The 12,964-nt window shown below is 40.7% G+C and carries 13 protein-coding genes; 7 read left to right on the forward strand and 6 right to left on the reverse strand.

What is annotated here, in order from left to right:
- Positions 1 to 33: 33 nt before the first annotated feature.
- The 3 genes from gatB to gatC are packed head-to-tail and all read right to left on the reverse strand — an operon-like array spanning position 34 to position 3,352.
- Positions 34 to 1,503 (reverse strand): Asp-tRNA(Asn)/Glu-tRNA(Gln) amidotransferase subunit GatB, encoded by a 1,470-nt coding sequence (gene gatB, locus AC0JIQ_RS03365; RefSeq protein WP_474202634.1) that lies wholly within the window; start codon positions 1,501 to 1,503, stop codon positions 34 to 36.
- Positions 1,503 to 2,981, reverse strand: coding sequence for an Asp-tRNA(Asn)/Glu-tRNA(Gln) amidotransferase subunit GatA (gene gatA, locus AC0JIQ_RS03370; RefSeq protein ID WP_474202635.1), 1,479 nt, complete (start codon positions 2,979 to 2,981; stop codon positions 1,503 to 1,505). Before gatA ends, gatB begins: the two co-directional genes overlap by 1 nt.
- Before the next feature lie 53 nt (positions 2,982 to 3,034).
- On the reverse strand, positions 3,035 to 3,352 hold the full coding sequence (gatC, locus tag AC0JIQ_RS03375; protein ID WP_474202636.1) for an Asp-tRNA(Asn)/Glu-tRNA(Gln) amidotransferase subunit GatC: 318 nt from the start codon (positions 3,350 to 3,352) through the stop codon (positions 3,035 to 3,037).
- A 133-nt stretch (positions 3,353 to 3,485) separates the two neighbouring features.
- On the opposite strand from gatC, the gene AC0JIQ_RS03380 reads away from it, so the two are divergent.
- The 6 genes from AC0JIQ_RS03380 (at position 3,486) to AC0JIQ_RS03405 (ending at position 8,238) form a co-directional block, all read left to right on the forward strand.
- Positions 3,486 to 4,526, forward strand: a complete 1,041-nt coding sequence (locus AC0JIQ_RS03380; protein WP_004664594.1) for a rod shape-determining protein — start codon at positions 3,486 to 3,488, stop codon at positions 4,524 to 4,526.
- A 17-nt stretch (positions 4,527 to 4,543) separates the two neighbouring features.
- On the forward strand, positions 4,544 to 5,401 hold the full coding sequence (gene mreC / locus AC0JIQ_RS03385; protein WP_004664592.1) for a rod shape-determining protein MreC: 858 nt from the start codon (positions 4,544 to 4,546) through the stop codon (positions 5,399 to 5,401).
- Complete coding sequence (gene mreD, locus AC0JIQ_RS03390) at positions 5,388 to 5,879, forward strand: rod shape-determining protein MreD (protein WP_005214245.1); 492 nt, start codon at positions 5,388 to 5,390, stop codon at positions 5,877 to 5,879. The genes mreC and mreD overlap by 14 nt, the downstream gene beginning before the upstream one ends.
- A complete protein-coding gene (locus tag AC0JIQ_RS03395) occupies positions 5,867 to 6,427 on the forward strand; it encodes a Maf-like protein (RefSeq protein WP_474202637.1) in 561 nt (186 codons plus the stop codon). Before mreD ends, AC0JIQ_RS03395 begins: the two co-directional genes overlap by 13 nt.
- Positions 6,428 to 6,475: 48 nt before the next feature.
- The gene (gene rng / locus AC0JIQ_RS03400) at positions 6,476 to 7,930 is read left to right on the forward strand and encodes a ribonuclease G (RefSeq protein WP_004664586.1); all 1,455 of its coding nucleotides are present in this window, start codon (positions 6,476 to 6,478) and stop codon (positions 7,928 to 7,930) included.
- Positions 7,931 to 8,064: 134 nt separating this feature from the next.
- The gene (locus AC0JIQ_RS03405; protein WP_004664584.1) at positions 8,065 to 8,238 is read left to right on the forward strand and encodes a PA1571 family protein; all 174 of its coding nucleotides are present in this window, start codon (positions 8,065 to 8,067) and stop codon (positions 8,236 to 8,238) included.
- A gap of 38 nt (positions 8,239 to 8,276) precedes the next feature.
- On the opposite strand, the gene AC0JIQ_RS03410 is transcribed toward AC0JIQ_RS03405, so the two are convergent.
- Positions 8,277 to 9,662: a WS/DGAT/MGAT family O-acyltransferase gene (locus tag AC0JIQ_RS03410; protein WP_004664582.1), complete on the reverse strand. Its 1,386-nt coding sequence runs from the start codon at positions 9,660 to 9,662 to the stop codon at positions 8,277 to 8,279.
- A 183-nt stretch (positions 9,663 to 9,845) separates the two neighbouring features.
- Positions 9,846 to 10,580: a phosphoadenylyl-sulfate reductase gene (locus AC0JIQ_RS03415; RefSeq protein ID WP_087535743.1), complete on the reverse strand. Its 735-nt coding sequence runs from the start codon at positions 10,578 to 10,580 to the stop codon at positions 9,846 to 9,848.
- A gap of 171 nt (positions 10,581 to 10,751) precedes the next feature.
- Between AC0JIQ_RS03415 and thrH the strand changes: the two genes are divergently transcribed.
- A complete protein-coding gene (gene thrH, locus AC0JIQ_RS03420) occupies positions 10,752 to 11,369 on the forward strand; it encodes a bifunctional phosphoserine phosphatase/homoserine phosphotransferase ThrH (protein WP_046738126.1) in 618 nt (205 codons plus the stop codon).
- Between the two features lie 84 nt (positions 11,370 to 11,453).
- Here thrH and AC0JIQ_RS03425 read toward each other — a convergent pair whose 3' ends face one another.
- Complete coding sequence (locus AC0JIQ_RS03425) at positions 11,454 to 12,683, reverse strand: OmpP1/FadL family transporter (protein ID WP_474202638.1); 1,230 nt, start codon at positions 12,681 to 12,683, stop codon at positions 11,454 to 11,456.
- Between the last annotated feature and the right edge of the window lie 281 nt (positions 12,684 to 12,964).

A 12,964-nucleotide genomic window follows, 5' to 3' on the forward strand; every position in this document is an offset into this window, starting at 1 on the left:
TCGAAAGCGGGTTTTGTTAGAAATTAGATCAGTTTAACCAATCAATTTCTTCATCAATTCATTGACTTGCGCAGGGTTGGCTTTACCTTTTGCCGCTTTCATGACTTGACCAACAAGACCGTTAAAGGCTTTTTCTTTACCAGACTTGTACTCTTCAACCATTTTTTCATTGGTTGCAAGCACGTCTTTGATAATCGCTTCAATCGCACCTGTATCGGTTTCTTGCTTTAAGCCTTTCTCAGCAATAATATCATCCGCAGATTTTCCTTCTGCTTCCCACATAAAGCCAAACACTTGCTTCGCAATTTTACCGTTAATGGTATTGTCAACAATACGCGCGATCATGCCGCCCAACTGCTCAGCTGAAACAGGAGAGTCCGCCAATTCTAGGCCTGCTTTGTTTAAAGCACCTGAGAATTCGCCCATCACCCAGTTTGCAGAGACCTTACCTTGCGCAGCACCGCCAGCAGCAGCGACAACAGCTTCGTAGAAGTCAGCCATTTCGCGTGACAGCGTCAATACATGTGCATCGTATTCAGTTACACCGAAGTCAGCTATAAAGCGTTCACGACGAGCAGCGGGCAATTCTGGCAGGGCAGCACGTGCCGCTTCGATCTGCTCATCGGCAATGATCACTGGCAATAAGTCTGGGTCAGGGAAGTAGCGATAGTCGTTCGCTTCTTCTTTCGAACGCATTGAGCGAGTTTCCATCTTGTTCGGATCGAACAAACGGGTTTCTTGGTCGATCGTGCCGCCATCTTCCAAAATTTCCATTTGGCGTTCAATTTCAACATTGATCGCTTGCTCAATGAAACGGAATGAATTGAGGTTTTTTAACTCGCAGCGTGTACCAAAAGGTTGACCCGGACGACGCAATGACACGTTACAGTCGGCACGGAATGAGCCTTCTGCCATGTTGCCGTCAGAAATACCTAACCAGCGCACAAGCGTGTGAATCGACTTGATATAAGCAACCGCTTCTTCAACCGAACGCATATCTGGTTCAGATACGATTTCAAGCAATGGTGTGCCCGCACGGTTTAAGTCGATACCCGACATACCTTCGAATTGGTCATGGATCGATTTACCTGCATCTTCTTCAAGATGGGCACGAGTCACGCCAATACGCTTCACAGTACCATCTTCAAGCTGGATGTCGATATGACCCAAGCCAACAATCGGATTGTCCATCTGGCTGATCTGGTAGCCTTTTGGCGAATCTGGGTAGAAGTAGTTTTTACGTGCAAACACAGAGGCTTGGTCGATATAGGCATCAATCCCCAAACCAAAGCGAATCGCAAGATCAACCACTTCAGCATTCAATACTGGCAATACGCCCGGCATGGCCAAATCAACAAGGCTGGCTTGCGTATTTGGATCTTGACCAAATTCAGTCGATGAACCTGAAAAGATTTTAGACTTGGTCGCAAGCTGAGTATGGATCTCGATCCCGATAACGACTTCCCAACCGTCAATAAGCTTTAACTTTTGAGCTTCAGTCATTATACATTCTCCTCAGCAATTGCAGCACGTTTGGTATGCCAGTCTGTGTTTTGTTGATATTGATGCACAATCGAAAGCAATTGTGATTCTGACCAGTAGTTACCAATCAACTGTAAGCCCACAGGCAAGCTGTCTTTATCAAAGCCTACAGGTGCGTTGATAGCAGGTAAACCTGCCAAGTTCACAGCAAGGGTATAGATATCGCCTAAATACATTTCAGTCGGGCTGAGGTTTGCACCGATCTTGTAAGCAGTGGTTGGCGCAGATGGTGCAGCAATCACGTCAACATTTTCAAATGCTTTCAAGAAATCTTGTTGAATCAAACGACGTACTTTTTGTGCTTTGACATAGTAGGCATCGTAGTAACCCGCAGAAAGGGCATAAGTACCGATCAGAATACGACGTTGTACTTCGGCACCAAAACCTTCTGAACGTGAACGTTTGTATAAGTCCATCAAGTCCACAGGATTTTCACAACGGTAGCCATAACGCACACCATCATAACGTGACAGGTTTGAAGAAGCTTCCGCAGGTGCGATCAAGTAGTAAGTTGGCACATAGGCTTCAGTCATGTTGAGGTCAATCTCAACCAAGATCGCACCCATGTCTTCAAGCTTTTTCAACGACTCTTCAACACGTGCTTTTACATCAGCATCTAAACCTGCAACATTGAAGTATTGCTTTGGAATACCAATGCGTAGACCTTTCACTGCGGTACCATTTAGGTTAGCAACATAATCATCCACTTCTTTGTTGATTGACGTTGAGTCTTTGGCATCATGACCAGCAATCACATTCATCAAATAAGCACAGTCTTCCGCAGAACGTGCCATTGGACCGCCTTGATCGAGAGATGATGCATACGCAATCATACCGAAGCGAGACACACGACCATAGGTCGGTTTTAAGCCCGTTAAGCCGCAGAATGAAGCAGGTTGACGAATTGAGCCACCTGTATCAGTTCCAGTCGCAATTGGAGCCAAATCTGCTGCTACAGCCGCAGCAGAACCTCCTGATGAACCGCCCGGAACATGATCTAATGCCCATGGGTTGCCTGTTGCGCCAAAGTAAGAGCTTTCAGAGGTTGAACCCATAGCGAATTCATCCATATTCACCTTACCTAAAGTCACAAGACCCGCAGCTTTTGCTTTAGCAACAACTGTCGCATCGTAAGGTGAAATGAAGTTATCGAGCATTTTTGAACCCGCAGTGGTTTTAATCCCTTGGGTACAAAAAATGTCTTTGTGTGCAAGAGGAATACCTGCCAACGCATGTGCATGACCTGACTTAAGTGCAAAATCAGCAGCATCAGCTTCAACAAGTGCTTGTTCTGCTGTAACCGTCACATAACTTTTTACTTTTGGGTCAATTTTGGCAATACGTTTTAAATAATGTTCAGTCAATTCACGTGATGAAAATTGAGCTTGTTTTAGCCCTTCAGAGAGTTCACGGATTGATAAGCGATGTAAATCTGTCATATGAAAAATTTCTTTACATTCTAAATATAAAATATTGACTAATCGAATAGAAATTATTCAATTACACGAGGTACAAGGTACAAACCTGCTTCAGTTGCAGGGGCTACTGCTTGATATTCATCACGATGGTTGCTTTCACTTACAATATCAGCACGTAAAGGTTGCGGATTATCAAAAGGACTTTTCAAAGGCTCAACATTATCGGTATTAATGCCTTTTAGGCTTTCCATCATGCCAAGAATTTTATTTAAACTGTGAGCATATTCAGTAGATTGCGTGTCATTTAGAGACAAGCGAGCAAGATGTGCAATCGCTGAAACGGTCTGTGCATTTAAGTCCGTTGTCTGCTGAGCATCTGATGATGTAGACATAACTTTACCTAATTCAGTATCAAAAAATTGCAAAATATCGTGCGTTATAATAAGCGATTGACTTGTTCAAAGCATCACATTTCGTTAAAGTTGCCACCTTGCATCCATACAAAGTTTAATTGAGAACGCCCCCGTGATTCTAAAACGACTAATTGGCTTGTTTTCGCCGGATTTAGCCATTGATTTAGGTACGGCAAATACACTTATTTATGCACCAGGCCGTGGCATTATATTAAATGAACCGACTGTTGTGGCGATTCGTCATAGCGGTTCGCAAAAAATTGTTGCTGCTGTTGGTCTTGATGCTAAACAAATGTTAGGTCGTACACCAGCGAATATTTCAGCGATTCGTCCGATGAAAGACGGTGTGATTGCCGATTTTGAAGTCACTGAGACCATGTTGAATCAGTTTATCGGTAAAGTACATGAAAAGCGTTTATTTCCACCAGCACCGCGTGTTGTGGTCTGTGTCCCATGTAAATCGACTTTAGTTGAACGTCGTGCGATTCGTGAAGCTGTATTTAATGCAGGCGCGCGTGATGTCCGTTTAATTGAAGAGCCAATGGCGGCAGCGATTGGTGCAGGTATGCCAGTCGAACAAGCATGTGGTTCGATGGTGGTTGATGTGGGTGGCGGTACGACTGAGATTGCGATCATTTCATTACAAGGTTGTGTTTATGCCGATTCATTACGTATCGGTGGTGATGTATTTGATGAGCAAATCATCAATTATGTGCGTAAAGCACATGGTTGCGTGATTGGGGAAACCACAGCAGAAACCATTAAGAAAGAAGTGGGTATGGCTGTGACTGATGGCAAAACCCTTCAGATTGAAGTTCGGGGTCGTAATTTGGCAGAAGGTGTACCTCGTGCAATTACCGTCACTTCTGATGAAATTTCACAAGCAATTGCTGACCCATTACAAAGCATCGTGAGCGCAGTAAAATCTGCTTTAGAACAAACTCCACCTGAACTTTCTTCGGATATTGCAGAGCGCGGTATTGTGTTGACCGGTGGCGGTGCATTATTACGTAACCTTGATAAATTGCTTGCGCAAGAAACAGGTCTACCTGTGATTGTTGCGGATGACCCTTTAACTTGCGTCACGCGTGGTGGCGGTAAAGTCTTAGAGTTCTTTGATAATCCGAACCATGACATGCTTTTTGTTGGCTAAATCATAAGGACTAGGCGGTGCAACCGAATCTTTTTTCAAGACAACCGCCATCTTTTCGCTCATTTATTATTGCGGTTATTTCATGTTTGGTGGTGCTTTTCTTTGATTGGCGCATGCCTTATGTGATTAAGCCAGCAAGAGATGTCTTGTACGCAGCGTATAATCCAATTTATGCGCTGGCAAGTTATCCTGTATTGTCGCGAGAATGGCTGAACCAACAAACCAAATCTGAAACTCAATTGCGCCGTGAAAATACCGCAATGCAGGCTGAACTCCTTCAAGCTCAAGTTCGACTCCAAAAACTTTCAGAACTCTCCGCGGAAAATAACCGTTTAAGGGGGCTTTTGGATACGCCATTGATTATTGATGGTCGTATGCAAATTGCAGAAGTGATTGGAACAGATGCCGACCCATTACGCCATATTATTATCATTAACCGTGGCTCTGTGGATCACTTAAAAGTTGGGCAAACTGTTCTCGATGATAAAGGGATTATGGGACAGCTGATTAATGTGTACCCACATAGTGCCCGTATCATGTTGTTATCTGATAAAGAACATTCGCTGTCTGTACGTTTAGAACGGACAGGAATGCGTGCGATTGTATCTGGAACAGGTGATTTAGGTCACCTAAAAATGGAATATGTCCCGACGAGCGCTAATATTCAAGCGGGTGATAAAGTATTTAGTTCGGGTTTGGGCGAACATTTTCCAGCGGGATATTTGGTGGGTACTGTTTCTAAGGTTAGCCGTCATACTTCAGGTGAGTTTGCAGAAATTGATGTTATTCCTGCGGCACAGCTTGCCAGTGGTCATCATGTGGTAGTGTTATTTTCAGAATCTTTAGCGCAGGAGCAACCTTATGCCGATCGCTAGATTGAGTTTTGAAAAACGTAAAGATCCACTTTGGATGATTATCATCTCAATTATTATCGGGTCAGTTCTTTTAGTTTATCCAATTGCTTACGAAGCTTCAGGATGGCGACCATCAATTATGCTGATGATCATGCTGTTCTGGATTCTTTATCAACCTAGTTGGTGCGGGGTTTGGTTCGCCTTTGGAATGGGGATTTTCACTGATTTATTGTTAGATGCGCCTTTGGGTTTAAATGCGCTTAGTTTTGTGTTGATTACATTTGGTACGCGTTATTTTATTCGCGAACGTCGAATTTTAACTTTCGCGAACTCATGGGTAATCGCTGTGCTTGCAATTATTGCGCACTTAACCTTTTTATGGATGAGTCAAACAATATCGAGTACACATTTTTCAATTGCGCGACATTGGCAACCGCTTGTTACTAGCGTGATAGGATGGCCGATGGTTTATTACTGCTTACAAAAATGGCGCGTATAATTTTAGCTTCGAGTTCACCTCGTCGAAAGGAGTTGTTGCAACAACTCGGTTTGGATTTTGAAATATATAGTCCAGATATTGATGAAAGTGTCCGTGAGGGGGAAATTGTTGAACAATATGTTGAACGATTAGCGAGAGCAAAGGCACATGCTGTTCTAGGTTTATTTCCTAATGCGATTGTGATTGCTGCGGATACCAGTTTAAGTTTTGCAGGCAAGATCATTGGAAAACCACAATCAAAGCAGCATGCATTTGAAATCTGGTCAACAATTTCTGGGCAATGGCATGATGTGTACTCTGGAATTTGTGTGGCAACCTCCATCGAATGCTTAAGTGATGTGGTTAGAACCCAAGTAGAGTTGCAACAGCTTAGTCTTGTCGACATGGAAAAGTATTGGGCAACGGGTGAACCTGTCGGAAAAGCAGGGGCGTATGCAATCCAAGGGATAGCAGCTCAATATATTCCCCAAATTCGGGGCAGTTATAGTAATGTGGTTGGTTTACCGTTGTACGAAACAGCACAGTTATTAGAAAGGGTTAAAATTTAAAGTAGACACTTTCGGATATAAGAATTTTTATAAAATTTTGAGTGGATTATGGCAGAAGAATTGCTAATTAACGTCACACCGATGGAATGTCGTGTGGCTTTAATTGAAAACGGTACGGTCAATGAATTATTTGTTGAGCGTACTGTAAAACGTGGTTTAGTGGGTAATATTTATAAAGGTAAAGTGGTACGTGTACTGCCAGGTATGCAAGCTGCTTTTGTTGATATTGGGTTGTCTCGGACTGCTTTTTTACATATCAATGATATGGTTTGGTCACGTTCGCAACCTACCCCAAATGTTTTTGAGCTTTTGCATCCGGGACAGATGTTGACGGTTCAAGTGATGAAAGACATGTTGGGAACCAAAGGTGCGCGTCTAAGCACAGATCTTTCTATCCCATCGCGCTATCTGGTATTAATGCCTTATGGTAATCATATCGGTGTATCACAACGCATCGAATCAGAAGAAGAGCGTGATCGTCTTCGTAGCATGATTGAACGCATTCAGACGGAACACAGTTTACCCGGCAGTGTGATCGTTCGCACCGCAGCGGAAGGTGTGGATGAAGCTGCGATTGCCCAAGATATGTGTTATTTGAGTAAGCTTTGGGAATATATTCAACGTAAGCAAAAAGAAGTTGCGACACCTGAACTTATTTTTGAAGAATTGCCTTTACCACAAAGAATTGTCCGTGATTTAGCCAGTGATGAAACTGCAAAAATTTATGTCGATTCTCGTGAAATTCATGCCAAATTAAATGAATTTGTGCTTGAGTTTGTGCCAACAATTGAAAATCGTCTGATTCACTATCCTGGCGAAAAGCCACTTTTTGATTTGTATAACGTCGAAGAAGATATTCAGAAGGCATTGCAGACACGTGTCGCACTTAAGTCAGGTGGCTATCTGATGATAGATCAGACTGAAGCGATGACCACGATTGATGTGAATACAGGCTCTTATGTGGGTGGTCGTAGTTTAGAAGACACGGTGTTTAAAACCAATATGGAAGCGACACAAGTCATTGCGAGACAACTTCGTTTACGTAATTTGGGTGGCATTATCATTATTGATTTTATTGACATGCAAGAGCTTGAGCATCGACAAGAGGTCATGCGTCAGTTTGAACGTATGCTTGAACGTGATCATGCCAAAACAAAAATCACCCAAGTTTCAGAATTAGGCCTGGTTGAAATGACACGTAAACGTACACGTGAGTCTTTAGAGCATTTATTATGTGAATCATGCCCAACTTGTCAGGGACGTGGATATGTAAAGACAGCAGAGACAGTATGTTACGAGATATTTCGAGAAATTTTGCGTTATGCCCGTGCATTTGATTCCAAGAGTGGCTTTACTGTCGTTGCACATCCAGCAGTGATTGATCGCTTATTAACGGCAGAAGCCCCAGCCGTCGCAGATTTAGAGCATTTCATTAGCCGAGTGATTAAATTCCAAGTTGAAAATTTATATACGCAAGAGCAATACGATATCATTCTGAGCTAAAGTTGTAACAAAATTTCGCTTAATCCTTGTTACAACTGAAATTTTACTTTCTATCATGAATTTTAAATACTAGAACCATAGAATGAGCCATAGGTATCTTGAGTACCTTAGCAAATAATATGAGGTATATAATTATGAATGTGAGCGAAAGATTAGTGAATCACGGTTTTAAGCATGTTTTAGACAGTAATCCAGTCAATACATGTTATATGGTCGATAGCCAAGGTAAAGAGGTTCAAATTACTACGGCGATGATCCGTTTAGCCTGCCATCAACTATTACAACGTTGTCGTACAATTAAAAAATAAGGGGCCATTTAAAGCCCCTGAATTTTTTAGCGAATTACTTAATTCGCAACTTTCTGTTGTGGTAAATTTTCAATTGCTTGTTCAAAGCGTTGAATTTCATCTTCTAAATGGGTCAATAAGTTTTGCATTTTAGGTAAAGCATTACGACATGCAATCAAACCTACTTCTAACTTATCTAAATAACTTGTCATTGTAATATTTAGTGCTTGGCCATCCATGACGATTGATGCAGGATAAAGCGCATCAAGCTTGGCACCATTCCAATATAACGGTTCGCGAGGACCTGGTACATTTGAAATTACAAGGTTAAATGCTTGGCGTTTCGGTAGCATGCCAGAAACAATATTTAATCCAGCAGGGCCATAAACAACAGCACTGTAGTTTAGGATTTCATTCGCAGTCATACGACTAAAACGCTGTTTAGAGTTTTGTACGCTACGACGAATGATTTCTAAGCGCTCGATTGGATTCTCAATATGAGTCGCAAGATTGGCTAGAATCATCGTGATACGGTTACTTACATCTGAATCATCTGTACGCAAAGATGCTGGCACCATCGCGATCAAAGGTTTCTTCGGTAAACTATTATGACTAATCAAATATTCTCGAAGTGCACCAGAACATACGGCTAGTACCACGTCATTGATGGTTACACCGAGTGATTTAGCAATATTACGTAGACGATCAAGCTCAAAAGACTGAGCTGCAAAACGGCGAGAAGAACTTACACGTTGGTTTAAAATTGAAGGAGGAGCTTGGAAAGTTGACACATAGTCTGGATTCTTACCAATTTCTTTAAACAATGTTTGTGAAAGTTCTTGCATGACTTTTGGCGTGACTTCAAGTTGAGACTTGATACCATCCATAATGCCTTTGATTTTACTTACTGTCGGTGGTTTTGGTGCTTTTAAACGTTTAGTACGTTTACCTTCTACACACCATAACGGTACTACATGTTTTTCATTTGGATCTTTAGATAATGATTTTTCAATGAGGCGCATACCTGCAACGCCATCGACCATCGCATGATGGATTTTGAAATACATTGCGAAGCGATTGCCTTCAATGCCTTCAATAATATCGCAAGTCCATAATGGCTTTGCACGATCAATCAAGGAACTGTGTTGCTGTGAAATATAGACCAATAGTTCACGAATACGCCCTGGATTTGGTAACGCGATATGACGGAAATGATGATCAATATCGAATTCAGGATCTTCACCCCAGAATAATCCAGTTAGTTGATTGTTAAATGGAGGAACCGGAATACTCTTCGATTGACGGATATCTTGAACAAGATCATGTACGAATGTCGGAGATGCATTTTCTGGGATTTCAAATAAAAATAATCCTCCTACATGCATAGGTTGCTGTCTTTTCTCTAATGAAAGAAAAATAAAATCAATAGGGTGTAATGGGCGCATAGCAGATATAGCCTCTCATTGCATTTTTTATAAGATACTCTTGGAGCTCTTATTAGAATTATTGAACCGTTGTGTGAAGTATATACGGTTTGGTCTGGTTAAAATATGACTTTGTACAGGGGAGTCAGAAAAAATAAAACCACTGATGAATCAGTGGTTTTTATATACCAAATCTGCTAGGAATTATTTTTTCAGATTACCCGAGTGTAATCCGCACTCTTTATGAGTTGCTTCTTCCCACCACCAACGACCTTCACGTTCATGTTGGTTTGGTAATACAGCACGAGTACATGGTTCACAACCAATTGAAATAAAACCACGTTCGTGTAGCGGGTTATATGGAATTTCCATCATTCGAATATAACTCCATACATCTGCACTGCTCCAATTTGCAAGCGGATTATATTTAATCAATTGCTTGCCTTCACCTGAAAAGCCAACATCCGCTTGAACTACGGGAATCTCATTACGTGTGCCTGGACTTTGATCTTTACGTTGACCTGTAATCCAACCATCCAAAGTCGCTAATTTTTTACGTAAAGGTTGTACTTTACGAACGCCACAGCATTCCTGATGACCATCTTCAAAAAAACTAAACAATCCCTTTTCATTTACCAACTGCTGTACAGCAGCGGATTCAGGGAAGCAAATTTCGATCTTAATATTGTAATGTTTACGCACAGTTTCAATAAATTGATAGGTTTCTGCATGTAAACGCCCTGTATCTAAACTAAATACACGAAATGGTTTACCAAGACGCGAAGCAATATCAATTAATACAACATCTTCGGCACCAGAAAATGAAATTGCAATTTCGCCTTCTTGGCTTAAAGCAAGCTCTAAAATTTCTCGTGGTGATTTATCTGAATATTCAGCAGCGAGCGCATCTACAAGGTCAATAGTCGGAATAACAGTCATAGGTGTTCCTGGCGAAAAGCTTGGGCACAATTGTAAATCATTCTAAGCAAAGCCATTTGCTTGTCTTCGATTTTAATCTTGCAGAATAAAATCGTTTTATTTAACAACCGCGCAAAAATGAAAATCTTAATGGTATGATACAGCAATTTTTAATCAACATTGGATGCATTCATGGAAATCGTATGCCTAGACCTTGAAGGGGTACTTGTACCTGAAATCTGGATTAACTTTGCCAAGAAAACAGGAATTAAAGAATTAGAAGCGACGACGCGCGATATTCCAGATTATGATGTTTTAATGACTCAACGTTTAAACATTTTAAAAGAGCATGGTTTGGGTTTAAATGATATTCAAGCTGTGATTGCTGATATGGGACCATTTGAAGGTGCAAAAGAATTTGTTGAATGGGTGCGTACACATTTTCAACTGATTATTTTATCTGATACTTTTTATGAGTTTGCACATCCATTGATGAAACAACTAGGTTGGCCAACGATTTTCTGTCATAAACTTGAAACTGATGAAAATGGTATGATTACCGCGTATAAATTACGCCAGCCTGATCAGAAGCGTCAGGCAGTGAAAGCATTACATGGTTTAAATTTCCGTGTGATTGCTGCAGGTGACTCTTATAATGATACGACTATGTTAGGTGAAGCAGATCATGGTTTCTTATTTGATGCACCAGCAAATGTAATTGCTGAATTCCCACAGTTTCCACCTTTGCATGGCTATGAAGCATTGAAACAAGCGATACGCTCTGTATCACAACGTAATATTCCAGAATAATCAAAATTTCTAAGCTTTTTAATAAAGGTAAAGGAAATTTAAAAATAAAAGGCGCTTAGAAGCGCCTTTTATTTTTACTATTTATTAGAATTTATAACCAATTTTCAAACCATAAGCGATCGCATCATTATTTTCAAACTCAGCTACGTAGTTAGGCGTATTAAATTGAGAACCTGATTGAGCTTTAGCATCTCCTAACCAGAAATACTTTACACCACCAGCAATAAAGTAATTCGGGGCAGGGCTATATTGAACTCCTAGGCCTACATTCCAATAACCTTCTGTTGGTCCGAGTGTTGTAACTGGGTTACCTGCACCAGAATCCCAACCTACAGAAACATTACCAGCCCAATGATCATTTACTTTACGGCCTACGCCAGCAGTTACAGAATATTGGTCGTCAGTATAAGCCACTAGATCAAAGCCGTCTTTTTTACCAGTCTTATTAACGATGGGAGGTAGAACTGAAGCGGCCCCAAATTTATATGGACGAATCGCAAAGTCTTTCCAGTTTACCCAACGAACGTTTGCGAACGCGACAGTATTTTCCATAATTCCCGTTTGAAAATCGAGATTAACGGACTGAGGCGTCGTGATTTCAGTTGTACCTTGAGCATTGTTAATTTGATTTAACATCACATCAAAAATAGGACTGCCTGTAAAACCTGCAATTCCATGATTCTCATATGCATTCATTTCATGCTTGATTTTTGCACGGTAAGTTAAAGATGTTTTGAGTGCAATTTCAGGAATTTGATAAGCTATGCCTGCTAACCAGCCTACAGCTTCATCACGACCTGTTTTAAAATCATAACCACTGTATGCACTATAACTTGCACCACGTAATAATACCGTTGCATCTAGTGTTTGATAAACAGCTCCTGCATAGAGGTTCCAGTTTAGGGTTGGTTGATAACCTAGAATTAAATTCAAATCTTCAGTATCAACTGTAACTGAGGTGCCACCTTTAAATGGGACAGGGCGACTTTCGATAAAGTTACTTTTACGTTTGTATTCTGCATCAGCTCCATAAGGTTGGTCATAAATAAGGGCAATAGAGAATTTTTCGGTTGCTTGAATTTTTAAAGCAGCGTTTGGCGAGTAATAGTTACCTGCCATATTACCTGTGTCATTTTGTGAATTATCTTTTCCTGATACATTTGGATCAAGAATTGAAATACCTGCTTCAAAATAGTTGCCTGCTTGTAAAAAAGGGGCAATAGATTGACCTGAACGGTCTAAAGCTGCTGCAAAAGCAGAAGTGGTTGGGAGTAAGCTAAGTAAAAGAGCGTGCTGAATCGCATTAAGCTTCATTGATATTTTCTCTCATATCACTTTGTAACAAGAATGTTGCGAAAAGTAACATAATTTTTATGGTTCAAAATATTTTACAAATGTCCATAAATGAACTGATAAAGTCATGAAAATTTCTTGAGAAGTGTAGTGTTATATACTAGTCGGTATATTTGTAAAATTCTTATTAATACTTTGATTAATCATGTTTTTCTATATTTTAAGAATAATCTGTAATAAATTTTTGAAACGATTTATTTTTCGCACGAAAATAAAAAAGACCATCAAAAGATGGTCTTTTT

The organism is Acinetobacter sp. FB (assembly GCF_056033405.1).